Annotated in this window: 20 protein-coding genes; 13 read left to right on the top strand and 7 right to left on the bottom strand. The window is 36.1% G+C overall.

Annotated features, from left to right (window positions below; all coding sequences use genetic code 11):
- Positions 1–12: 12 nt before the first annotated feature.
- Positions 13–717 (top strand): chitin disaccharide deacetylase, encoded by a 705-nt coding sequence (chbG, locus tag QUF93_RS27180; RefSeq protein ID WP_289360768.1) that lies wholly within the window; start codon positions 13–15, stop codon positions 715–717.
- Between the two features lie 40 nt (positions 718–757).
- On the opposite strand, the gene QUF93_RS27175 is transcribed toward chbG, so the two are convergent.
- Complete coding sequence (locus QUF93_RS27175; RefSeq protein WP_289360767.1) at positions 758–1,939, bottom strand: chromate transporter; 1,182 nt, start codon at positions 1,937–1,939, stop codon at positions 758–760.
- A 189-nt stretch (positions 1,940–2,128) separates the two neighbouring features.
- Here QUF93_RS27175 and exsM point away from each other — a divergent pair, with 189 nt between their 5' ends.
- Positions 2,129–2,542: an exosporium regulatory protein ExsM gene (gene exsM, locus QUF93_RS27170; protein ID WP_289360766.1), complete on the top strand. Its 414-nt coding sequence runs from the start codon at positions 2,129–2,131 to the stop codon at positions 2,540–2,542.
- 159 nt (positions 2,543–2,701) lie between these two features.
- Here exsM and QUF93_RS27165 read toward each other — a convergent pair whose 3' ends face one another.
- The 3 genes from QUF93_RS27165 to tagO all read right to left on the bottom strand — a co-directional run bounded on the left by QUF93_RS27165 (position 2,702) and on the right by tagO (position 7,658).
- Entirely contained in the window at positions 2,702–5,377 is a 2,676-nt protein-coding gene (locus tag QUF93_RS27165) for a sigma-54-dependent transcriptional regulator (protein WP_289360765.1), read from the bottom strand.
- Between the two features lie 256 nt (positions 5,378–5,633).
- Positions 5,634–6,371 carry a polysaccharide deacetylase family protein gene (locus QUF93_RS27160; protein ID WP_002123979.1) on the bottom strand — a complete coding sequence of 246 codons (738 nt, stop codon included), beginning with the start codon at positions 6,369–6,371 and terminating at the stop codon, positions 5,634–5,636.
- Positions 6,372–6,584: 213 nt separating this feature from the next.
- Positions 6,585–7,658, bottom strand: coding sequence for a UDP-N-acetylglucosamine--undecaprenyl-phosphate N-acetylglucosaminephosphotransferase TagO (tagO, locus tag QUF93_RS27155; protein ID WP_002123982.1), 1,074 nt, complete (start codon positions 7,656–7,658; stop codon positions 6,585–6,587).
- A gap of 451 nt (positions 7,659–8,109) precedes the next feature.
- Here tagO and QUF93_RS27150 point away from each other — a divergent pair, with 451 nt between their 5' ends.
- Positions 8,110–9,480 (top strand): UDP-glucose dehydrogenase family protein, encoded by a 1,371-nt coding sequence (locus QUF93_RS27150; RefSeq protein WP_289360764.1) that lies wholly within the window; start codon positions 8,110–8,112, stop codon positions 9,478–9,480.
- A 75-nt stretch (positions 9,481–9,555) separates the two neighbouring features.
- Entirely contained in the window at positions 9,556–10,671 is a 1,116-nt protein-coding gene (gene wecB / locus QUF93_RS27145; RefSeq protein WP_289360763.1) for a non-hydrolyzing UDP-N-acetylglucosamine 2-epimerase, read from the top strand.
- Positions 10,672–10,774: 103 nt separating this feature from the next.
- Here wecB and QUF93_RS27140 read toward each other — a convergent pair whose 3' ends face one another.
- Complete coding sequence (locus tag QUF93_RS27140) at positions 10,775–11,902, bottom strand: LCP family protein (protein ID WP_289360762.1); 1,128 nt, start codon at positions 11,900–11,902, stop codon at positions 10,775–10,777.
- Positions 11,903–11,976: 74 nt separating this feature from the next.
- Positions 11,977–12,612 (bottom strand): YigZ family protein, encoded by a 636-nt coding sequence (locus QUF93_RS27135; RefSeq protein ID WP_002123991.1) that lies wholly within the window; start codon positions 12,610–12,612, stop codon positions 11,977–11,979.
- A gap of 238 nt (positions 12,613–12,850) precedes the next feature.
- Here QUF93_RS27135 and QUF93_RS27130 point away from each other — a divergent pair, with 238 nt between their 5' ends.
- From QUF93_RS27130 to hpf, 7 genes are all read left to right on the top strand, one after another.
- Positions 12,851–13,693, top strand: a complete 843-nt coding sequence (locus QUF93_RS27130) for a fatty acid kinase binding subunit FakB (RefSeq protein ID WP_002123993.1) — start codon at positions 12,851–12,853, stop codon at positions 13,691–13,693.
- Positions 13,694–13,866: 173 nt separating this feature from the next.
- A complete protein-coding gene (locus QUF93_RS27125) occupies positions 13,867–14,181 on the top strand; it encodes a winged helix-turn-helix transcriptional regulator (protein WP_002089608.1) in 315 nt (104 codons plus the stop codon).
- 261 nt (positions 14,182–14,442) lie between these two features.
- Positions 14,443–15,747, top strand: coding sequence for a C40 family peptidase (locus QUF93_RS27120; RefSeq protein ID WP_289375878.1), 1,305 nt, complete (start codon positions 14,443–14,445; stop codon positions 15,745–15,747).
- Between the two features lie 127 nt (positions 15,748–15,874).
- Positions 15,875–17,053: an ATP-dependent helicase ComFA gene (locus QUF93_RS27115; RefSeq protein WP_289375877.1), complete on the top strand. Its 1,179-nt coding sequence runs from the start codon at positions 15,875–15,877 to the stop codon at positions 17,051–17,053.
- On the top strand, positions 17,053–17,757 hold the full coding sequence (locus tag QUF93_RS27110; RefSeq protein ID WP_002123997.1) for a ComFC family protein: 705 nt from the start codon (positions 17,053–17,055) through the stop codon (positions 17,755–17,757). The genes QUF93_RS27115 and QUF93_RS27110 overlap by 1 nt, the downstream gene beginning before the upstream one ends.
- Positions 17,758–17,883: 126 nt before the next feature.
- Positions 17,884–18,081, top strand: coding sequence for a cold shock protein CspC (gene cspC, locus QUF93_RS27105; protein ID WP_001990088.1), 198 nt, complete (start codon positions 17,884–17,886; stop codon positions 18,079–18,081).
- A 321-nt stretch (positions 18,082–18,402) separates the two neighbouring features.
- The gene (gene hpf, locus QUF93_RS27100; RefSeq protein ID WP_002123998.1) at positions 18,403–18,951 is read left to right on the top strand and encodes a ribosome hibernation-promoting factor, HPF/YfiA family; all 549 of its coding nucleotides are present in this window, start codon (positions 18,403–18,405) and stop codon (positions 18,949–18,951) included.
- Positions 18,952–19,054: 103 nt separating this feature from the next.
- Here the strand turns inward: hpf and QUF93_RS27095 are convergent, their stop codons facing one another.
- Complete coding sequence (locus QUF93_RS27095; RefSeq protein ID WP_289360759.1) at positions 19,055–19,498, bottom strand: VOC family protein; 444 nt, start codon at positions 19,496–19,498, stop codon at positions 19,055–19,057.
- A gap of 82 nt (positions 19,499–19,580) precedes the next feature.
- Between QUF93_RS27095 and QUF93_RS27090 the strand changes: the two genes are divergently transcribed.
- Positions 19,581–20,519 carry a helix-turn-helix transcriptional regulator gene (locus tag QUF93_RS27090; protein WP_289360758.1) on the top strand — a complete coding sequence of 313 codons (939 nt, stop codon included), beginning with the start codon at positions 19,581–19,583 and terminating at the stop codon, positions 20,517–20,519.
- Positions 20,520–20,782: 263 nt separating this feature from the next.
- Positions 20,783–23,290 (top strand): preprotein translocase subunit SecA, encoded by a 2,508-nt coding sequence (gene secA, locus QUF93_RS27085; RefSeq protein WP_289360757.1) that lies wholly within the window; start codon positions 20,783–20,785, stop codon positions 23,288–23,290.
- Positions 23,291–23,566 lie beyond the last annotated feature (276 nt).

Here is a 23,566-nt window from a genome sequence, read left to right as displayed (position 1 = left end):
GGAGGTATTAGGATGATTAAGCTAATTGTAAATGCAGATGATTTCGGTCTTACAGAAGGTACAAATTACGGAATTATTGATGGACATAAAAACGGGCTTGTAAATTCAACGACGATGATGATGAATATGCCAGGGACAGAGCATGCTGTGCGTTTAGCGAAAGAGTATAAAACGTTAGGAGTAGGAGTTCATCTTGTATTAACGGCAGGAGAACCACTTTTAAAGGATGTACCATCACTTGTGAGTAGCGATGGATTGTTTCATAAACAAGGTGTTGTATGGGAAGGAAACATAAATCCAGAAGAGGTAGAAAGAGAATGGACTACTCAAATTGAGAGGTTCTTATCTTACGGATTAACACCAACTCATTTAGATAGTCATCATCATGTGCACGGATTACCTATTTTACATGATGTTCTTGAGAGATTGGCAAGTAAATATAATGTTCCGATTCGTCGTTGTGAGAAAGAGCGAGCGGTGCGTCCATTTTCTGATGTGTTTTACAGTGATTTTTACGCAGAAGGTGTGACGGAAGATTACTTTGTGAAGTTAAAAGAAAGAGTACAGGATGAACAAACGGTAGAAATTATGGTGCATCCAGCTTATATTGACCCAGAGCTTGTGAAGCGTTCTTCTTACGTAATGGATCGCGTGAAAGAGTTGCGTATTTTAACGGAGAGCGAGTTGCCTGAGGGAATGGAGCTTGTGAAGTTTTAATAAGAAAACGACGGTTAAATAGGACCGTCGTTTTTTGTGCTTACAAAATGGATAGAACATATCCACCGAAGGCTCCGAGTATAACGATAACCCAAGGTGGTGTTTTCCAAAAAGCGAGTAAGCAAAATAGAAGAGAAGCAAAAACGAAATCGACAGAATTCATAATTGTACTCGTCCAAATTGGATCATAAAAAGCTGCAAGTAAAATACCGACAACGGCTGCGTTTACTCCAAGTAGTGCACCTTGTATGTAAGATACTCTCCTTACACTGTCCCAAAATGGTAAAACGCCAACAACGAGCAGGAAGGCAGGAAGAAAGATAGCGATCGTTGCAACAACTGCTCCGGCGGTTCCATTTAGCACTGCTCCTATATAAGAAGCGAATGTAAATAGTGGCCCTGGCACTGCTTGTGTTAATCCGTATCCGGCTAGAAATTGTTCTTTTGTCATCATCCCGTTTTGTACAAATTCGCTTTCAAGAAGAGGAAGTACGACATGCCCTCCTCCGAATACAAGTGCACCAGAGCGATAGAAGCTGTCAAATAAAGAGATGAAATAAGAGTACGGTCGTAACATTGGTAGCAGTATTAATAGCCCGAAGAATAAGACGAGACAAGACATAGCTACCATTTTTGAAATAGGTACGTTTATTTTATTTGCTTGGCTAATTGGCTGACCGCGATATAAAAACCAACCAATAAAGCCAGATACTATAATGAGAATGACTTGTGTCCAGCTACTTGGCCATAATAGGGTGATTGCGGCAGTTACAATCGCGATTGTTGCACGGTTTCGGTCCGGTGTTAACTTTTGAGCCATTCCCCATATTGCATGAGCGACAATTGCGACCGCTACAAGTTTCAGTCCATGAATCCAGCCTGTACTTCCAAGTTCGAACTGGTTAAGGAAGGAAGCGAAGAAAACTAAAACGAGCACAGATGGTAGAGTGAATCCAATCCATGAAATAATTGCTCCTAATAATCCGCCGCGTAATAACCCAACTCCCATCCCGACTTGGCTGCTAGCAGGGCCAGGAAGGAATTGACATAGCGCTACTAAGTCTCCGTAACTTCGTTCATCCATCCATTTTCTTTTTTGCACGTATTCGTGGTGGAAATAACCAAGATGGGCGACGGGACCACCGAATGAAGTAAGTCCTAATTTAAATGATACGAGAAAAATCTCTATTAATGATTGGAAAGAGTAGTTATTATTTTTCAAAATTTCCTCCTAGACTGTTTTTCTAAGTGCATTATACAAGAGGGAGTAAAGCGAAAGAAACAATTTTAATGTAAAGATTGTGTGAATCTTTTCTTCGTAATTAAAATTTGAAAAAGTCATAAATGATTATGTCTAAACCATAAAGTAGTAGAAGTAGTGCTGGGAAATTTATATGAGGAGAATGCCCGTATGACAACACATTTCTTTGCTAGGTTAACAGGAAAGAGGGAAATACCTCCTGTAAATACAGAAGCTTACGGTGTAACAGAGCTCATTTTTAGTGAAGATTTAAAGAAGTTGCAATATCGGGTCATATTAAAAAACATAAAAAAAATCACGTCATGCCAAATTCATTTAGGGAAAACGAATCAAATTGGTCCAGTTGTTTTAAGTTTGTTTGGTCCATTAGAGCAAGGAATTAGTGTGAATGAAGGAGTCGTTACTGGTGTAGCTAAAGTGGAAGATTTTGAAGGGCCTTTACAGGGGAGAGCATTTGACAGCTTGTTTCAAGAGATAATGCAAGCAAATGTATATGTAAATGTTTATACGAAATCTAATAAAAAGGGAGAAATAAGGGGGAGAATAAGGGAAGTAAAGAAGTAAGCGAAAAGGCTGTCCAAAAAACATTTTGGAACAGCCTTTTCTATTTATATAGAGTGCTACTATTGTTAATTATTTTCGGTAAATCAATATATTTTAAAAATAGCTAATATAATTTCATTTACTACGTACTTAGGGTACTACTCGAAAATATCGCCTAGTTTAATTCTTTACAGGTTGATTTTTGATGAAGAAGTCCATTACATAAAATACTTCGTCATCTGGTATTTGTATTTCAAATGTATTTTCGATAGGTTGCAGTGCTTTTTTCACTTTCATATACATCCAGTACTCATCTTGTCTTCGTTTCTCTTTATCAGGATGAGGGAGGAGACTTTCGCCTTTTTGAAGACGATCAACCATACAGCTCATATGCAAAATCACACCCATTAAACTGTCGGGAGTTAGCTGTAAAGAAATCAATTCTTGAATTGTATTTAATGCATAACGAATTGTTTTAATAAGTAATGCCCCATCGTTACGCTGCATTTGTTGTTCAAGGATATCAGCCATTTTTGCATATGTTTCTTCATACGTAATCAATTCTTGAATTGGTTGAATAGCTGTGTAGTTCACAATGTCTTGGAAATGATATGTTAAGCAAGGTACTTGCACATCGAAATTTGTGACGATACAAATGATGTTACGTTCTTTCTTAATGTTCTCAATCATTTTCGTTAAATCTTTTTCGTGAACGATGCTAATCGGAATAATTTCAATTAAGTCTTTATCAAAGCGTAAATAGTTCTCTAACATTTTTTGAATTGCTAAAGCACTTCCTTCGCCAGTTAAACAAGCTGTTAAAATCACGGATTTCATTGGTGATAGTGGCTTTTTCTTTTCTTCCTGTACGTTTAAATAGAATGGCGTTAAGTTCTTCACTGTTTCGTATAGTGCATCTAATGAATAGCCAAGCTGAGCTTTTCGAGCTGCTTCTAGTGCGTGTGGTGTGCTCGTCATTGAAAGAACACGTACAGGGATTTTGAATTCAGTTTCTAATATATCACCAATATAAGCGAGCGATCCCATATCAACAAGTAAGAGAAGCCCGTTTACATTTTGAAGTGTTTTCATATACACTTTAACACGCTCTAAGAAATCTTTTGGCGATTCATGCAAGGGCATATCGATACCAGTTACTTCATCAATACCGAGAAGTTCGTTTGCAACGTTTGCCATTTCTGTTGCGATGCCATTACCGTGTGCTAATATTAATACTTTTACTTCTGTTTGTGAGGCAGGAATTGGATCAACAACGAAGAACATTGTTAAAAAGCCAGCTTCATCAATAGGCATTGTTATTTGTAATTCTTCTTCTAATAGCTGAATGCATTGCATAGCTACGGAAAAAGCTTCTTTATGCTTCGTACGAATTTGATTTAATTGTGGGTGGTGAATTTGTTTCCCGCCTCGCAAGCGTTGTAGAGTTGTCTGTACATGTAAACTTAAAGCGAGAAACATTTTTTCATCAAAAGTCTTAGATAAATATTTTTCAGCTAGTTCCGCAATTTTTTCACATACGGAAACGATATTACGATCCACAATTTTAAACACATTTTCATGACTTGTTTTTTTAGATATTTGGTTAAAGTATTGGACGAAAAAGCTTTGAATATCATTTTCTATTAGTAATTCTAACTCTTCTTCTTCAATGCCGCGTGCTTGAAGTTCTTCATATTTATAATCAATATAATCGTAAATAGAAGACTGTTTTTCATTCTCTATTTTATGATTACTCCAACCTTCATCAACTGTAAAGATAAATGTTTCATTTGGTATTTGGTATAGATGACGGCTTTTTCTTTCAATGAATAGCCCTTCTTTCATATACCAAGGTAAATCTGTACTTGAAACATAGACAGAATCACGTTTCTTTGTCACAAAGTCAGAGTAGGCTTTCGCACAGGCGATTTGTACATCCGTTTTTAATTGACCGATGTTATTGGGACAATTGTAAAAGACGAAAGCACGCATTGCATTTGGACTAACATGAATTTCTTTTCGCAGGCGGATCGCTTCATTTGTGAAAAATAGTTGTAGTAAAGCAAAGCGTTCTTTATGTGTACGCTCACGAAGTGGTGGCAGCGTGACAGTCATCGGTATACGTCTTGTAAATGTTTTTAATAAAAATGAATTTGGTTCTTCGGTTGTTGCAGTAATAATTAATACTTGTGCTTTACGCTCGTTTTCTGTTTCTCCAAGGCGGCGGTATACTCCGCGATCAATAAATGTGAAAAGCATTTCTTGTCCTTCTGGAGGAAGGCGATGTACTTCATCTAAGAAAAGAATCCCTTCATGTGCTTTTTCAATTAACCCTTTTTGATCACTTGCCCCTGTATAAGCTCCTTTTTTTATCCCAAATAACTGTCCAAGTAGTAGTTGTGGATTGTTTGCATAATCAGCACAGTTAAAGACGATAAAAGGTGCATCTTTTGGAAGTTGTTCCACTTCAATTGCGTATTCGTGCATTAAAGAAGCGAACATCGATTTTCCGACACCAGTTTCTCCAAGTAGTAAAGTATGCATACCGTTTGGAGGATAGAGAATAGAAGCTTTTGCTTTTTCAATAGCAATTTTTAGGCTTGTATTTTCAATAGCAAATGTATCTAATGAAGTGCCCTTTGTTGAATGCGTTTCCAATGAAGTGTTCGTTTCTATATAAAAACGGACAGGGCGTGTACTCGTTTTTAATAAACGATTATCTTTCACAAGCTTGTTTAAATCGCTACTAACATTTGCACGGTCTAACTGTAGAAGTGTAGCGAGTTCTAATGCTGTTACACCTTCTGTATAATTCCCTTTTTGTATTGCGTTAAAAATGAGATCTATTCGTTTCATTTCTATTCACCTCGAAACTTCATCACTACTTAAAATTCTACACAAAAAAGGGAAGTGTGGGAAGAGAAAAATAAAGTGAAACTTTAATCAGTGGGGTTTTTGTTCGGCCCCACTGATTACTAGCCTTCACCAATCGGGCGTTTACGGGCAGTTGATTTTCCACCTAACGTCTTTGTTCCAACTGAATTTTGAGGTGGGAGTCTTACTGCCCGTTAACGCGGGGTAAAACAGCTTTAGTACATAGGCACTAAAGCTGTTACAATCTTGTGTCTTTCCAAAAATTCACTTCGAGATGGGAAGATGGATTGTAGGGAAGTAGTTTATACCCTTGTGATTGCAAATAGTCAATTACTTTTGGGAGTATTTGCACTGTGACACTAGAATCATGCATTAAAATAACCTCTACTTGTTCATCGCTTTGATTTCGTACTCTTTCTAGTATTGCGGAAGGATTATCATAGCTTTTCCAGTCATATGTATCAATTGTCCAATCCCACATTTTATACTGGGCAGATACGAGTGCGTCGCGGTAATTCTTTTTTAAGTAAGGCATGCTACCGTATGGGACACGAACGAGATGTGTATTTAAATGTGTAACTTGCTGGACAATGTTTTGGGTTTGCTCCATTTCTGCAATTAAAACAGATGGATCGCCAGTGTAAAGACGTTTTACATCATGTGACATACTATGGAGACCGATATAATGTCCATCTTTAATCAATCGCTCCATCGTTTTTTTATAATGTGGCACTTTTCCGCCAATAACGAAGAAAGTTGCTTTTCCGTTCTTCTCTTTTAAAATATTTAAAATTTGTGGTGTGTATTTATTTGGTCCGTCATCAAATGTTAAGTACGCAATTTTTTTTGTAGGAGAGGTAGTTTGAGTGCTTTGGTAATCCTCTATTTGAATGTCTGTAGTTGCTTTTGTATTAGATGATGCGTACATAGTAATAGTCAAAAATAAAATTATACATTGAAATACTCGCTTGATCATAACATTCACCCTCAGTTTGACAATCAAGATGTAAAAAATTTGATATTTTCCCCATTATCTTCGCTATACGTATATCTTTCTCCAATAGAGGAACTCTCAAACAATCTATATTTTGGAAATAGGAAATGAGGAATAAAAAACAAAAAATAGCATCCTCTTCCAAGAAAGAGGATGCTATTTGAATATTTCATAACAGTAAAGGCTATACTACAATTAGTCTTCGCGTTTTTTCACTTTTTTATAGAAGGAAATAATTGGTTTGTAACGTTCGTGTACAAGTCCGATTACTTCAGCAATGATTTCTGTAAAGAAGATTAAAACGAAAAGAAGAATAATGGATAACCATAATGTCGCACTACTGAAAATAATTGCATTTATACTAAAGAAAATACCAAATGCGTAAATAATTAGTACCGTTTTACGATGAGAGAATCCCATTGCAAGTAAGCGGTGATGTAAATGCGATTTATCTGGTGCTGAAATAGGTTTTTTATTAACGATACGGCGGATGATCGCAAATGTCGTATCAAATACAGGTACGCCTAAAATGATAACTGGAACGATAAAGCTGAATAACGTTACGCTTTTGTATAATCCAAGTAACGATATAACAGAAATACAGTATCCTAAAAATAGTGCTCCTGTATCTCCCATGAAAATCTTTGCTGGATGGAAGTTATAGAATAAAAATCCAATTGTACTTGCTAATGTAATCAGTGCTAGAGGCAAGATAATAGCCGCTCCAGTACCCCATGGACTAGTGAGGGCCATATATGCTAGCGTTGCAAGTACGATAGATGAAATCCCTGCGGATAATCCATCTAATCCATCAATTAAGTTGATGGCATTTGTAATACCTACAATCCAAAATACTGTAATTGGATAAGCTAGCCATCCGAGTTCAGTATCTCCAAGGATTGGAATATATAATACTTGCACTAATAATCCACTTTTTACAATCATGATGGCAACTAATAGTTGTCCACCGAATTTTACCTTCGCAGATAGTTCGTACATATCATCTAAAATCCCGATGATAACAATAATGATAGCACCTAAAGTTATCGATAGCATTCTTTGTTCGTACAATCCACCGACAACAAATCCTACAGCTACACCAATGAAAATTGCTAACCCGCCAAGACGAGGCATAATTTTTTGGTGTACTTTACGCGCGTTTGGCTTATCTGTTGCTCCTATTTTAAAAGCTAATTTAATAACTAAAGGAGTAACGACGAGTACAGTGATGAAAGATGCCAAAATGGCATAAATCACTTGTGAGTCCATTAATACCCCACCCTTTATAGTTTAACGTAATTTTTTCAATCTTATTTATCTGAAAATTATGATGTTTATTTACAGGCTCATAACATATGGTATCACAAAAAGATTAGAATTCAATCTTTTTTTCTTTTGGCTGTAAAGGGGAGTGAATAGAATATATGACAATTGGATATGGAATGTTGTGTCGTTTGAGAAGGTTGATCTCATATTATGGCTTGTAATATGAGATTGTACTTCCCTCTCATATAGCGATGACTTTTGTTTCAGTATTATAAGTGTTGCACGTAAAAATGAGTAAGTTCCGTGTTAAAATGTGGGAATTTACATTTTGTATATATTGCATCATTTAACTTTACAAAATCTTAAAAAAGAATAAAAAAACAATTCATATAATAAAGAAGTGAAAGAGTTTTCTCATTCTTAGTGTGAGAGGGGGAAGCACAGGGAGAATTCTATGTATTCGTATATTTTCTTATGTATATTCCTGTGCGAAAGGAAAATGAAAATTACGATAATAGGTACCGGATATGTTGGATTGATTACAGGAGTAGGATTGGCGAGATTGGGACATTCGGTCACATGTTTCGATATAAATAGTGAAAAAATTGAACGGATTAAACAAGGCAAGTTACCTATTTATGAATGTGGATTAAATGAATTAATAAATGAAGCATACGAGAATAATCATTTAACGTTTACAGCAAGTAAATCAACGGCATTTAATGATGTAGAGTTTATATTTATTGCAGTTGGAACACCGTCTTCATTAGATGGAACAGCAGATTTAACGTATATTCGTAGTGCTTGTGATGATATTGGAACATATGTGAATAACGATATTATTGTTGTTACGAAAAGTACGGTTCCTGTAGGGACAAATGATGTAATGAGAAAATGGATTGAGGAGAAACTACAAGGTAGACATGAATTATATATTGTATCGAATCCAGAATTTTTAAGGGAAGGTTCTGGTATTTATGATTTTTTTCAGGGTGATCGTATCGTAATTGGAGCATGTAGTGAAGAAGCGGCAAGGAAAGTAGAGAATTTGTACAGCAAATTAAGCTTACAAACGTATATTACAGATATTCGAAGTGCTGAGATGATTAAATATGCATCTAATGCTTTTTTAGCTACGAAGATTAGTTTTATTAATGAAATTTCTAATATATGTGAGCAAGTGGGTGCAGATATAGTAGATGTAGCTACAGGGATGGGGATGGATAAGAGAATTGGTGCATCTTTTTTAAATGCTGGCATCGGATATGGAGGATCTTGTTTTCCAAAAGATACGAAAGCACTCGTGCAAATTGCAGGGAATGTTTCTCATGATTTTCGCTTGTTGAAAGCAGTCATTGAAGTGAATAATAAACAACAGTTGTTGTTAGTTGAAAAAGCGAAGAAAATTATAGATATGAAGAAGAAACGAATTGCGGTTCTTGGTGCAGCATTCAAACCGAATACTGACGATATTAGGGAAGCGCCATCGATTATTATAATAGAAGAATTAATTAATATATGTGCAGATGTGGTTGTATATGACCCACAAGCCATTCAAAATGTAAGAGGTTTATTTGGAAATACGATACGATACGCTGAGTGTATAGATGAATCGATTAGAGAGGCGCATGTAGTTTTTATCGTAACAGAATGGGAATCAATTCGAAATTATCCGCTAGAAAATTATGCACAGCTTATGAGGGAACCTATTCTATTTGATGGGAGAAATTGTTATACTAATGAGGATGCCGAGAAGCATGGATTAAATTATTACTCAGTTGGGCGAAAAGACGTCTGTAATAGTAATGTTTCTCAGGCGCGTTAAAAAGTGTATTTTCACATGAATATTTTTATATGCGATAATAGAAGTTGTAACTAGTGAAAGAAAAGAGGCAATGAAATGACTGAACGTTTAAAAGTAATGACAATTTTCGGGACACGACCAGAAGCAATTAAAATGGCACCTCTTGTATTAGAGTTGCAAAAGCACCCAGAAAAGATTGAATCAATTGTGACTGTAACGGCACAACACCGTCAAATGTTAGATCAAGTATTAAATATCTTTGGAATTACGCCAGATTTCGATTTGAATATCATGAAAGATCGTCAAACGTTAATTGATATTACAACACGTGGTTTAGAAGGTTTAGATAAAGTAATGAAAGAAGCGAAGCCTGATATCGTACTTGTGCATGGTGATACAACGACGACATTTATTGCAAGCTTAGCTGCTTTCTATAATCAAATTCCAGTAGGACATGTTGAAGCAGGACTTCGTACATGGGATAAGTATTCTCCATATCCAGAAGAGATGAATCGCCAACTAACAGGTGTAATGGCGGATCTTCATTTCTCACCTACAACAAAATCAGCAACGAACTTACAAAAAGAAAATAAAGACGGGTCACGTATTTTCGTAACAGGAAATACAGCAATCGATGCACTGAAGACAACTGTAAAAGAAACTTATAGCCATTCGGTGTTAGAGAAACTTGGAAATGATCGTCTTGTACTTATGACAGCACATCGTCGTGAAAACTTAGGGGAGCCAATGCGTAATATGTTCCGTGCAATTAAGCGTCTTGTTGATAAGCACGAAGATATACAAGTTGTGTATCCTGTTCATATGAATCCTGTTGTTCGCGAAATAGCGAATGATATTTTAGGCGAGCATAGCCGCATTCATTTAATTGAACCGCTAGATGTAATTGATTTCCATAACGTTGCAGCTCGTTCATACTTAATGCTAACTGATTCTGGTGGTGTACAAGAGGAAGCACCATCACTAGGTGTACCAGTTCTTGTCCTTCGTGATACGACGGAACGCCCAGAAGGTATCGAAGCAGGTACGCTGAAATTAGCAGGAACAGATGAAGAGACAATCTTTGGTCTTGCTGATGAGTTGTTATCAGATAAAGAAGCTCATGATAAGATGACGAAAGCATCTAATCCTTACGGCGATGGCCTTGCATCAGAGCGTATTGTAGAAGCGATTTTACAACATTTCAACAAGTAGAGTGAAACTGTAATAAATGTGGTTTTCATCTTCCGTTTATTATTAGCCCGCAACAATTGCGGGAAATAAAAAGAGCCAAATCATATACGATTTGGCTCTTTTTTTATTCATGATTCCTCATAATCCACTCTGCATGAGCATTTGTAGAAGGGGGAGGAGGTGGTGGTGTTTTGTCCTCACTCGGTTCCTTCTTTGGCTTTGTACTGGATTTAGAATCAGAATTTGTAGTTGTACTCTCGTTTTTGGTAGTTTCTGTTGGGGCCTGTTCTTTTTCCCCTAGTTCTTTTAATATCTCGTTACGAGTTGTCTCTACACTGATCGGGTCTGGAAGGAAATAATAAATACCACCTACTTTTTTATCTTCTCCTTCAAGTTTTAACGTTTGTATTGTAGAAGGATCGAATCCAGAGATTTTGTTGTAAAGAGCAAGTCCATCTGAAATAGGAATATCGGTTTTTATATATTTTCCAACTACCGCTGTTAAATCTTTAATTTTAAATACGGTTGAAGCAGAATTTAGCTTTTGGGCAACTGCAGCCAGTACTTGCCTTTGTCTCGCTGCTCGGCCATAGTCACCGTTAGGATCTTGCTTTCGCATGCGGACGTAAGCGAGTGCTTCTTCACCGTTTAAGTCTTGTTTACCTTGTTTAAATGGAATTAATTTGTAATAATCTATATCGGAGCGCTCCTCGAAATCAAAAGGAACATCAACTGTAATACCTCCAACAGCATCAACGATACCTTTAAAACCTTGGAAATCAATTTTAATATAATGATCAACAGGAACTTTTAAAAATCCTTCGACGGTGTCAATTGCCATTTTTTCTCCACCATAAGCATGGGCAGCGTTAATTTTGTCTTCTTTATTTTTGCCAACAATCTTAACACGAGAATCGCGCGGGATACTCATAAGTGAAATCTTTTTTGAGTTTGGATTAACTGTCGCCAACATGAGTGAATCTGTTCGACCGTTTTGACCATCTGTTGCGTAATCTTCAATACCCATAATTAGTATTGTGAAAGGTTTTTTTGTGATTTCCACATCTTCTGCTCGTAATTTAGATTTTTCACGGTTAAATCCACTGTACATCCCCATGAGAGAAGAGTAGGAATTTAACATATAAAGTCCTACGCTACCAAATAAAAATGCGAAAATAAGAAAGAAGAAAAATTTTCTTCTACGTTTCTTTTTTATTCTGCTATTTTGGAGATGATAATAACGTTCTTCCATATATAATCTCCTTAGTTCATTTGTAGGGAATTAATTCACTACATTAATCTTTAAAGACGATACGTTAGCTATTCTTAGTTAACATCTTGTTCTAAGTACAACATATCTTCTTCTTTAATTGTACATTTCCCGTTTGTTAATTCAATCATCCAATTTGTGAATGGTTGTTTTTTGTCCTCTTCCACATATGTATCAAATGTGACATTTTCTAGATAATGTATATCTTTAATGACATATTCTGAATTACGTAATTCATTTTCTAGCTTGCCAAGTAAAGTGTAATCAATTTCTGTTTGCATAACGCGCATTAGTTTTCGCTGGACAACGCCTACATGGTTAAGACCTTCACTTGTACATTTTCCATATGCACGAATTAATCCGCCAGCACCAAGTTTAATGCCGCCAAAATAGCGCGTAACGACAACGACAGTATCTTTTAGACCTCGTTTTTTTAATACCTCTAACATAGGTACACCAGCTGTGCCGCTTGGTTCACCGTCATCGTTTGCTTTTTGAATTTGATCTTGTTCACCGATTAAATATGCGGAGCAATTATGTGTTGCATTCCAATGCTGTTTTTTTATTTTTTGTATAAATGCTTGAGCTTCCTCTTCAGTTGTGGCGCGACTCACATAGCAAATGAATCTTGATTTTTGAATGACAATTTCGTGCTCGCCGTAGCCTTTAATTGTTAAATATTGTAATAACAATGATATACGCCCCTATCTTTCAAAATGACTAGTACTTTACATTTTAAAAGCGGTCGTTTTTATATTCAAACATTTTTTATAAATATGTTGAAATTTTTGATGAGTATTTTATCTTTTTGTTGTAATTTGTCGAGCGGGTGATTGTAGTTTCTAATCGGCATTTTTATGTATGGATGCACCTTTTCTAGTTTTCGTGTAAAATTAGGGGATAAAAATTTTTTATAAGGCAGGTACGAAAATGAAAACAGCTATTGTTACTGATAGTACAGCATATATACCGAAGCATATTCGTGACGAACTAAATATATATATGATTTCATTAAACGTTGTGTTTGGAACGGAATCTTATCAAGAAGAAGCTGAAATTTCAGCAAATGATTTTTATGTAAAAGTACGTGAGCAGGAAGAACTTCCGAAAACTTCGCAGCCGGCGATTGGAAAGTTTTTAGAGTTATATGAGGAATTATCTAAAGAATATGATGCAGTTATTAGTATTCATCTTTCAAGTGGAATTAGTGGTACATATCAAACAGCAACGACAGCTGGCCAGATGGTAGATGGTATTGATGTATATACGTATGACTCTGAAATCAGTTGTGAAGTACAAGGATTTTTCGTACGTGAAGGTGCGAAATTAGCAAGTGAAGGGAAGGCACCAGAAGAGATTATCGCTCGCTTTGATGAAATGAAGCAAACGATGGATGCTTATTTTGTAGTGGATGACTTACATCATTTACAACGTGGTGGAAGATTAAATAGCGCGCAAGCTTTCATCGGTAGTTTGTTACAAGTAAAACCAGTATTATACTTTAGAGATAAAGTAATTATTCCATTCGAAAAAATTCGTACGCGTAAAAAAGCGTTAAAGCGTATCGTTGAAATCTTTGATGAGCAGGCAAATAAAGGTGTGCCTATGGAAGCTGTTATTATTCATGCGAATCGTGAAGAGGAAGCTAATGAATGGAAACAAGAATTAGAAGAGATATACCCTCATGTTACAATTCGCACGAGTTATTTCGGAGCTGTAATTGGGACGCATTTAGGTGAAGGTGCGCTTGGTTTAGGCTGGTATACGAAGTGATAAAGATATAAAAGCTCTCTTACTTGAAGAGGGTTTTTTTACGGATGTTTTACGGAAATTTGACAAGTTAATATTTGGAAATGGTAAAATGTACGTAAAATTAAATAATGAGGAAAGTTTTATTACTTACTTTTTACAAGAAACTATTTTATAATAGAAGAGAGGTGAAACATATGGAGCATAATTCTTGTTTATGTCCAAAGTTTGAGTCAGCTTTTACAATGCTTAGTAAGAAATGGACTGGCTTAATTATTAAATCTTTGCTCGAAGAGCCGAAACGTTTCAGAGAAATCGCAGATATTATACCGAATATGAGCGATCGTATGTTGTCAGAACGTTTAAAGGAATTAGAAGGTGAAGGTATTGTAGTTCGTAATGTTTATCCAGAAGTACCAGTTAGAATCGAGTACGGTGTAACTGATAAAGGGAAAGCGTTGGAAAGTGTTATGGATGAGGTCCAAAATTGGGCTGAAAAATGGATGAAGTAACGTTTCTATCTCATTCATATTGGAGTATTTTCAAAACGTAAGGGATTCCCTTACGTTTTTTTCAATTCTATAAAAAACGGCGTAAGGCTCTTAAAATTCTACATATATATACAAATTTAGATATACTTTGCTATAGAGATAAATGTAATATTACATTTATTTTACAAAACCGTAACATTAGCAAAAAAACTCCCGAATTATGGTATAAATTTTAATAGGTTATATACGGAAAAAGAAAAAGAAAGCGGTGTAAAAAATAAAATGAAAAAGCTAAAAATGGCATCTTGCGCACTAGTTGCAGGGTTAATGTTTTCAGGACTAACACCAAATGTATTTGCTGAAGATAAAATTTCTGACGTGAAATCACAAATTAACACACAAAATGATACTTTACATAAACAACAACAAGAACGTGATGAATTACAAAAGCAAATGAATGACTTAAACAAAACAATCCAAGGTTTGGATAAGTCTGTTCAAGAGAACGCTTCAAAACTTGATGAAACAACAAAAAAAGTTTCTGATACAGAGCAATTAATTGAAACTAAAAATAAAGATATTGCAGAACTACAAACAAAGATTGCAAAACGTGAAGAGTTATTAAGAAAACGTTTAGTTGCACTACAAGAACAACCGAACACGAACGTTGTAACAGAAGTTCTTGTAAACTCTAAAAATATTGCAGATTTAGTTGATCGTTTAAATTCTGTGTCTAAAATTCTTGAGTCTGACGAAGATATCATGAAAACTCAACAAGAAGATCAAACGAACGTGAAAAAAGATGTTGAGACAGTAAAAGAAAAACAAAAAGAATTAAAAGAAGCACAAGCTCAAATTGAAACTGCTAAGAAAGAACTTGACGCTGAAAAAGCGAAAAAAGAAACTGCAGTAAACGATTTAAGCGGTAAAATGGATACAGTTGTAACTACAATGACAAGCACGGAAAGTCAATTGAAAGATCTTGAGAAACAAGCACTACAATTACAACGTATTGCTGAACAGGAAGCACAAGAAAAAGCTGCACAAGAAGCTGCTGCTCAAAAACAAGCAGAACAAGCTGCTAAAGAAGCACAAGCTCAACAAGCTGCACCAGCGCAAGCGCCTGCACAGCAAGCTGCTCCGGCAAACAATGCTGGACAAGCTCAAAAAGAAGAGCCTAAAAAAGAAGCACCTAAAAAAGAGAAGCCAGCACCAGCACCAGCACCAGCACCAGCTTCAAATGCGGGTGGCGTAATTGGTAAAGCACAACAATACTTAGGTTTACCATATGTTTGGGGAAGTGCATCTCCATCAAACGGTGGTTTTGACTGTAGTGGATTCATTTCTTACGTATTTGGTGTAGGTCGTCAAGACGTTGCAGGTTACTGGAACTCAGTTTCTAAAGTAAGTAGCCCACAACCTGGAGATTTAGTATTCTTCCAAGGTACTTATAAACCAGGTCCATCTCACATCGGTATTTACGTTGGTAACGACCAAATGATTCATGCTGGTGATAAAGGGATTGCTTACTCTAGCTTAAGCAGTAGCTACAACCAAAAACATTTCTTAGGCTACGGTAGATTCTAGGATTTATAATTGAATAAAAAACGTGTATAAAGTCGATAGCTTACTATTTTATAAGTAGGTTATCGGCTTTTTTGAGTTTTTACGAGATAAAGAGAAGGATTTATAGTAGTGCTGGAGGTGGTTGATGATGTTAGCTGGTAGACAGTTACTGTTAGAAGAACTTTCTTCAGATTTGCAGGGTGAATTAAATCATTTGAAAAGGACTCGAGAAGTCGTTTGTGTACAAGGGGTAATTAAGAAGTCTTCAAAATATATGTGCCAGCGTTGCGGAAATATAGAGAAGCGATTATTTGCGTCATTTCTATGTAAAAGGTGCAGTAAAGTATGTACGTATTGCCGGAAATGTATAACAATGGGCAGGGTAAGTGAATGTGCTGTACTTGTTCGTGGAATTGCAGAGGCACTACAAAAGGGAGAGAGAGTTTGTAGTGCAACGCCGAGAACGGACGTTGTACTTGAATTAGCACCAAGATTACAAGAAGTGTTTCCAAATATAAATGTAGCTGCTTTATACGGAGGGAGTTTAGATCGAGAAAAAGATGTGGCGTTAATCGTTGCAACTACACATCAATTGCTGCGTTATTATAGGGCGTTCCATGTCATGATTGTAGATGAGATAGATGCTTTTCCATATCATGCGGATAAGATGTTGCAGTATGCAGTGAACGGAGCGATGAAAGAGGAGGCAACACGTATTTATTTAACTGCAACTCCAGATGAAAAGTGGAAGCGTAAATTACGGAATGGTAAGCAAAAAGGGGTTATTATTTCAGGACGTTATCATCGTCATCCATTGCCAGTCCCGATATTTCGGTGGTGCGGAAATTGGAAAAAGGGTCTTATGCGTAAAAAAATTCCTCGTGCTTTATTACAATGGTTAAATATGTACTTATCTAAACGATACCCCATTTTTCTATTTGTTCCTCATGTGCGATATGTAGAAGAAATTAGCCAGTTATTAAAATCATTAAACAATCAAATTGACGGTGTGCATGCAGAAGATCCGGTGAGAAAAGAGAAGGTAGTAGCTTTCAGAAAGGGAGAAATCCCTTTATTAATTACAACAACGATTTTGGAACGAGGGGTGACTGTGAAGAATTTACAAGTAGCAGTTTTAGGAGCGGAAGAAGAAATATTTTCAGAAAGTGCTCTCGTTCAAATTGCAGGACGAGCAGGTAGAAGCTTTGAGGAACCAAATGGAGAGGTCGTTTATTTTCATTATGGAAAGACAGAGGCTATGGTGCGTGCGAAAAAACATATTCAAAGTATGAATAAAAATGCTAAAGAACAAGGATTGATAGATTGATGCATTGTCTACTTTGTGATGAGTATATTTCATACGCGATTAGTTGGTATACTTTTTTTGTTAAGCTTCATAAGAAGTGTATATGCGATAGATGTGAGCGAAAACTTTCCTATATTATAGGGGAAATGTGCAAGGAGTGTGGTCGGCCTTTAGAACTTGTACCAGCTGAATATAAAAACGGGGATATTTGCACGGATTGCATAAGGTGGACGAAAGAGCAGAGGTTTCCGTCTCTCATAAATCGTTCGTTGTATGTGTATGATGAAGGGATGAAAGAAATATTAGCACAGTTTAAATTTCGAGGAGATGCTGAATTAGTGCATATTTTTCATCAGCCTTTTCGAAGTCTTTTTCAAAAATATTTTGCGAATGTTTCAGCTGTTATTCCGGTCCCACTTAGTGAAGAGAGAGAATACGAGCGTGGTTTTAATCAAGCTGAGTTACTAGCTTCTTGTTTGCCTATCAAAATGTTTTGTACATCATTAAGAAGAATTGAAACAGAAAAACAAAGTAAGAAGAAGCGTAAAGAAAGGATATCGGGAGTTAATCCTTTTTATTTTCAGGGAGAAGAGATGTTTCATGAGCAACATGTTTTAATCGTGGATGATGTGTATACGACAGGAATTACTGTTAGGCAAATTGGAAGCCTTTTGTATGATCGAGGAGCGAGAGATGTTTCTTGTTTGACGCTTTGTAGAGGTTAATATGTAAATGTCGAAAGGAATAATAAAAAGACGACAGATCTTCTTTGACTTACAGTCTTGTCATTCGTTATAGTCAAAATATGGGGCGAATGCCCTGATTTTAAGAGTGAAGGGAATGGAATGAACATGCAAGGACGAGTAAAATGGTTCAATGCAGAAAAGGGATTTGGGTTTATTGAGCGTGAAGATGGTGACGATGTGTTTGTTCATTTTTCTGCTATTCAACAAGATGGGTATAAGTCGTTAGAAGAAGGTCAACAAGTGGAGTTTGATATTGTTGATGGAGCACGAGGACCACAAGCGGCTAATGTTGTGAAACTGTAAAAATTAAGTTTTTGGAAAAGATAGAGCTGTATTTTTAGCGGCATTATATAGATGGTGAAAGCTCTTGCTCGTAACAAGGGCTTTTTTGTTGTGGGGAAGTTGTCAAAAAGTTGTTTCTTTTCTGTAACGAATTGTCCACAGTTACATTCGTTATTCACGATGTTAATAGGATAAAATAAAGATAGAAACGATGCATCTTTTCATTTCAACAAAAACCGATAAAAAAATCGCAATTCCACTAATTTTTTTAAAAAAATTAGAAGGAGTTTTTAAGCCAATGTCGAAATTATAGTACATAGGCTTGAAAGGAGGAATTCATCTATGAAGTTCAACATTCGTGGTGAAAATATTGAAGTAACTCCAGCATTAAAGGAATATGTAGAGAAAAAACTAAGTAAATTAGAGCGTTATTTTGATACATTCCCAGAGATTAAGGTTAATTTAAAAGTATACTCTGACAAGCAACGTATCGAGGTAACAATTCCATTTACAGATTTATTACTTCGTGCAGAAGAAACAAATAGCGATATGTACGCTGCGATTGATTTAGTAGTTGATAAAATTGAGCGACAAATTCGTAAACATAAAACAAAAGTAAACCGTAAACTACGTGAAAAGGGTTCTGTTAAAACTAATTTTATCCTTCCAGAAGCAGAAGCAGTAGCTGTTATGGATGAGGTAGAAGAGGATGAATTAGAACTTGTACGTACAAAACGATTCGATTTAAAACCGATGGACGTTGAAGAAGCGATCTTACAAATGGATATGCTAGGACATAATTTCTTCGTCTTCACAAATGCGGATACAAATGAAACTAATGTTGTATATGGCCGTAAAGACGGGAAATATGGTTTAATCGAAACAAAATAATCATTCAAAAGCGTAGCCGAAATGGCTGCGCTTTTTTTATATGTTTTTGCCTTCCTATCTTGTAATATTGATATAAATTTAAATGGCCTATTCGTAATGAAATTTAGAAGTCATGTTTTGTCACGGTTAATTGTATTACTATTCCAAAAGGATCTCGCACAATGGCATAACCCGGGCTGAAGGAGTTTTTTTCAAAAGGTGTTAAAATATAAACCTCATCATGTTGAATTAGATTGTGATAGAGTGCTTCAATGGTTTTGAAATCTTTAGATTGAATGCATAATGATGAGCTATTACTTAATTGCCAAGGGCGTGTGGAATCCACTGCCTGTTCTGCAATCATGATTTTATTTGTGCCAATTTGTAAAACGGAATGGGTAATATAATGTTCCTGGCTTTCTTTATATGTGAAATTTGGATCTATTTCTTTCATTTCTTTATAATTCTTTTTAAATAAAACTGTTGCGCCTAAATACTGTTCGTAAAATGCAATTGCTTTAGCACCTTGCCCATTTAATGATAAAAAAGGGATTACTTCAAAGTTCATTGTATTGCCTCCTTCATATATGTTTACACTTATTACTATACAAATATAAGGTGCCAATATGTGGCACCTATAGGGAGAGTTTATGAAAAAAGTTGAACGTTTAAATCAGATGCTACGTTTTATTAATCAAAAACAAATATTCACATTGAAAGATTTAATAGATGAATTTCAAATTTCAAAAAGGACAGCTTTACGTGATATTGCATCATTAGAGGAAATGGGTGTACCTCTTTTTGCAGAATATGGTCGGTATGGAGGGTATCGTTTAATAAAAACGATGACATTACCACCGATTTCATTTACAAATCATGAAGTTTTTGCACTTTATTTTGCAATGCAAGCGCTAAGAAGCTTTGTAAGTATTCCCTTTCAAATCTCGTTTCGTTCCATTAATAAGAAATTTTTAGATAGTGTTTCGTCAAAACAGTGTGAGCAAATTGAAAACTTGCAAAAAAGAGTGTCCTTTTTTCATTTGGAACAAGCACATGAATGTAGTTATTTAGAAGAGATTTTGTTAGCTGCTGTTCAAAATAGGGCTTTAACTATAAACTATGTAACGCCGAAACAAACGACAATGCGCCGTATTCAGCCGATTTCGATTTATGCAATGAAAGGTTATTGGTATTGCCAGGCTTACGATTTAGATAAATTGGCTTATCGAGTGTTTCGCTGTGATCGTATTAGGTCGTTAGAAATAGTAGTTGCTCAGGATAGTCTGGATTTGGAAAATATAAATATACATAACGCACATAGTCTGTGGAAGGCAACTGAACAAGCTATTCAATTTAAATGCTCAATTACTGCGAGGGGGATAGAGATATTTAAGCAACAGCAATATCCTTCGATGAAGTTATGGGAAGAATGTGAAGATACATATTTAATAGGAACTTATGAGCCTGCTGAAATCAACTTTATCATCGCGTATCTAGCTAGTTTTGGTAAAACTATAAAAATAATTGAGCCATCTTCTTTAAAAGAGAACTTGAAAGAATACTACTTAGATTTAATACGAAATTTGTAACGTAAAGTTTGAAACGAAGAAATATTAGTTTGTTGGAACAAATAAAATAAAAACTTTTTCTGAATCTAAAGCTCGACATTTGGACGATTGTTGTCATAGTTATAAGACAAGTGTTACAATTATCATTAGGTTTATACATTTTAGTTTTTTTAATTAGGAGAAAAATTGGCATAACATAAATTTGATTTTTATAACGACTGATTGTAAAGAGAAAAAGAAAGCAATCGGAAGTTTTATTTTAATAAAAGAGGAGCGTATTTCCTATGATCGGTATTTTAAAAAAGGTATTTGATGTCAACCAGCGCCAAATTAAACGTATGCAGAAGACAGTGGAGCAAATTGATGCATTAGAATCATCTATTAAGCCACTAACTGATGAACAATTAAAAGGAAAGACGATTGAATTTAAAGAACGTCTAACAAAAGGTGAGACAGTAGACGATCTACTTCCTGAAGCTTTTGCGGTTGTTCGTGAAGCAGCAAATCGTGTTCTTGGAATGCGTCCATATGGCGTACAGCTAATGGGTGGTATCGCCTTACATGAAGGAAATATCTCTGAGATGAAAACAGGTGAAGGTAAAACGTTAACATCTACTTTACCTGTATATTTAAACGCATTAACAGGAAAAGGTGTTCACGTTGTTACAGTCAATGAATACTTAGCACAACGTGATGCAAGTGAAATGGGACAACTTCATGAGTTCCTTGGCTTAACTGTAGGGATTAACTTAAATAGTATGTCACGTGAAGAGAAGCAAGCTGCTTATGCTGCTGATATTACGTATAGCACAAATAACGAGCTTGGATTCGATTACTTACGTGACAACATGGTGTTATATAGAGAGCAGTGCGTTCAGCGTCCACTTAATTTTGCTATCATCGATGAAGTCGATTCTATTTTAGTCGATGAGGCGCGTACGCCGCTTATTATTTCTGGACAAGCTCAAAAATCAACAGAGCTATACATGTTTGCAAATGCATTCGTTCGTACATTAGAAAATGAAAAAGAGTATTCATTTGATGTGAAAACGAAAAATGTAATGTTAACTGAAGATGGTATTACGAAAGCAGAGAAAGCTTTCCATATTGAAAACTTATTTGATTTAAAACATGTAGCGCTTCTTCACCATATTAATCAGGGGCTTCGTGCACACGTTGTTATGCACCGTGATACAGATTATGTTGTACAAGAAGGCGAAATCGTAATCGTAGACCAATTCACTGGTCGTCTTATGAAAGGTCGTCGTTATAGCGAAGGTTTACACCAAGCTATTGAAGCAAAAGAAGGCGTAGAAATTCAAAATGAAAGTATGACGCTTGCAACAATTACGTTCCAGAACTACTTCCGTATGTACGAAAAGTTATCTGGTATGACTGGTACAGCGAAAACGGAAGAAGAAGAATTCCGTAGTATTTACAATATGAATGTTATCGTAATTCCAACGAATAAAGATATTATTCGTGATGACCGTGCTGATTTAATCTTCAAATCAATGGAAGGTAAATTCAATGCAGTTGTTGAGGATATTGTAAATCGTCATAAGCAAGGGCAACCTATTCTTGTTGGTACAGTTGCAATTGAAACGTCAGAGCTTATTTCGAAAATGTTAACACGTAAAGGTGTGCGTCATAATATCTTAAACGCAAAAAACCATGCGCGTGAAGCAGATATCATTGCAGAAGCTGGTATGAAAGGCTCTGTAACAATTGCGACGAATATGGCTGGTCGTGGTACGGATATTAAGTTAGGCGAGGATATTAAAAACATTGGTCTAGCAGTTATCGGTACAGAGCGTCACGAAAGCCGTCGTATTGATAATCAGTTACGTGGTCGTTCTGGTCGTCAAGGAGACCCTGGTGTAACACAGTTCTACTTATCAATGGAAGACGAACTAATGCGCCGCTTCGGTTCTGACAATATGAAAGCGATGATGGATCGTCTTGGTATGGATGATTCACAGCCAATCGAAAGTAAAATGGTTTCTCGTGCGGTAGAATCTGCGCAAAAACGTGTAGAAGGAAATAACTATGATGCACGTAAACAGCTATTGCAATACGACGATGTACTTCGTCAACAACGTGAAGTAATTTATAAACAGCGTCAAGAAGTAATGGATTCAGAGAACTTACGCAGCATTATTGAAGGTATGATGAAATCTACGATAGAACGTGCTGTTGCACTTCATACGCAAGAAGAAATCGAAGAAGATTGGAACATTAAAGGTCTTGTCGATTACTTAAATACAAACCTTCTTGAAGAAGGAGATGTAAAAGAAGAAGAGTTACGTCGCCTTGCTCCAGAAGAAATGAGCGAATCAATTATCGCGAAATTATTAGAGCGTTATAACGAAAGAGAGAAACTTCTACCTGAAGAGCAGACGCGTGAATTCGAAAAGGTTGTTGTATTCCGTGTTGTAGATACGAAATGGACAGATCATATCGATGCAATGGATCATCTTCGTGAAGGTATTCATTTACGTGCTTACGGACAAATCGATCCACTTCGTGAATACCAAATGGAAGGATTCGCAATGTTTGAGTCGATGATCGCTTCTATTGAAGAGGAAATCTCTCGTTACATTATGAAAGCTGAAATTGAGCAAAACTTAGAGCGTCAAGAAGTTGTTCAAGGTGAAGCTGTTCATCCATCAAGCGATGGCGAAGACGCGAAGAAAAAACCGGTTGTAAAAGGTGACCAAATGGGACGCAACGATTTATGTAAATGCGGTAGTGGCAAGAAATATAAAAACTGTTGTGGTATTGGGCAGTAATAGGGAACTGTAGTTTAGACTGCTTTGCAAATTTTTACATCAAAAATGTATAATAAAGTGAAACTTTAATCAGTGGGTTTTTTCATTCCCACTGATTATTAGCCCTCACCAATCGGGCTTTTACTGGCAGTCCGACTCTCACCTAACTTCTTCGCATTCGCCGAATTGTGAGATGGGAGTCTTACTGCCTGCAAATAGCGGGATAAAAAGGATTAAACTCTCTCCGTAATAAGCGGAGAGAGTTTCCCTTGTTTTCATATGAAAGTAACAGCAATT

Source organism: Bacillus hominis (assembly GCF_030348325.1).
GTDB lineage: Bacteria > Bacillota > Bacilli > Bacillales > Bacillaceae_G > Bacillus_A > Bacillus_A hominis.
This window is presented reverse-complemented; position numbering and strand designations above follow the sequence as displayed.

Coding starts and splice junctions, on each gene's coding strand:
- chbG (WP_289360768.1), top strand. CDS start 13: ATGATTAAGCTAATTGTAAATGCAGATGATTTCGGTCTTACAGAAGGT.
- exsM (WP_289360766.1), top strand. CDS start 2,129: ATGACAACACATTTCTTTGCTAGGTTAACAGGAAAGAGGGAAATACCT.
- QUF93_RS27165 (WP_289360765.1), bottom strand. CDS start 5,377: ATGAAACGAATAGATCTCATTTTTAACGCAATACAAAAAGGGAATTAT.
- QUF93_RS27160 (WP_002123979.1), bottom strand. CDS start 6,371: ATGATCAAGCGAGTATTTCAATGTATAATTTTATTTTTGACTATTACT.
- tagO (WP_002123982.1), bottom strand. CDS start 7,658: ATGGACTCACAAGTGATTTATGCCATTTTGGCATCTTTCATCACTGTA.
- QUF93_RS27150 (WP_289360764.1), top strand. CDS start 8,110: ATGTATTCGTATATTTTCTTATGTATATTCCTGTGCGAAAGGAAAATG.
- wecB (WP_289360763.1), top strand. CDS start 9,556: ATGACTGAACGTTTAAAAGTAATGACAATTTTCGGGACACGACCAGAA.
- QUF93_RS27140 (WP_289360762.1), bottom strand. CDS start 11,902: ATGGAAGAACGTTATTATCATCTCCAAAATAGCAGAATAAAAAAGAAA.
- QUF93_RS27130 (WP_002123993.1), top strand. CDS start 12,851: ATGAAAACAGCTATTGTTACTGATAGTACAGCATATATACCGAAGCAT.
- QUF93_RS27125 (WP_002089608.1), top strand. CDS start 13,867: ATGGAGCATAATTCTTGTTTATGTCCAAAGTTTGAGTCAGCTTTTACA.
- QUF93_RS27120 (WP_289375878.1), top strand. CDS start 14,443: ATGAAAAAGCTAAAAATGGCATCTTGCGCACTAGTTGCAGGGTTAATG.
- QUF93_RS27115 (WP_289375877.1), top strand. CDS start 15,875: ATGTTAGCTGGTAGACAGTTACTGTTAGAAGAACTTTCTTCAGATTTG.
- QUF93_RS27110 (WP_002123997.1), top strand. CDS start 17,053: ATGCATTGTCTACTTTGTGATGAGTATATTTCATACGCGATTAGTTGG.
- cspC (WP_001990088.1), top strand. CDS start 17,884: ATGCAAGGACGAGTAAAATGGTTCAATGCAGAAAAGGGATTTGGGTTT.
- hpf (WP_002123998.1), top strand. CDS start 18,403: ATGAAGTTCAACATTCGTGGTGAAAATATTGAAGTAACTCCAGCATTA.
- QUF93_RS27095 (WP_289360759.1), bottom strand. CDS start 19,498: ATGAACTTTGAAGTAATCCCTTTTTTATCATTAAATGGGCAAGGTGCT.
- QUF93_RS27090 (WP_289360758.1), top strand. CDS start 19,581: ATGAAAAAAGTTGAACGTTTAAATCAGATGCTACGTTTTATTAATCAA.
- secA (WP_289360757.1), top strand. CDS start 20,783: ATGATCGGTATTTTAAAAAAGGTATTTGATGTCAACCAGCGCCAAATT.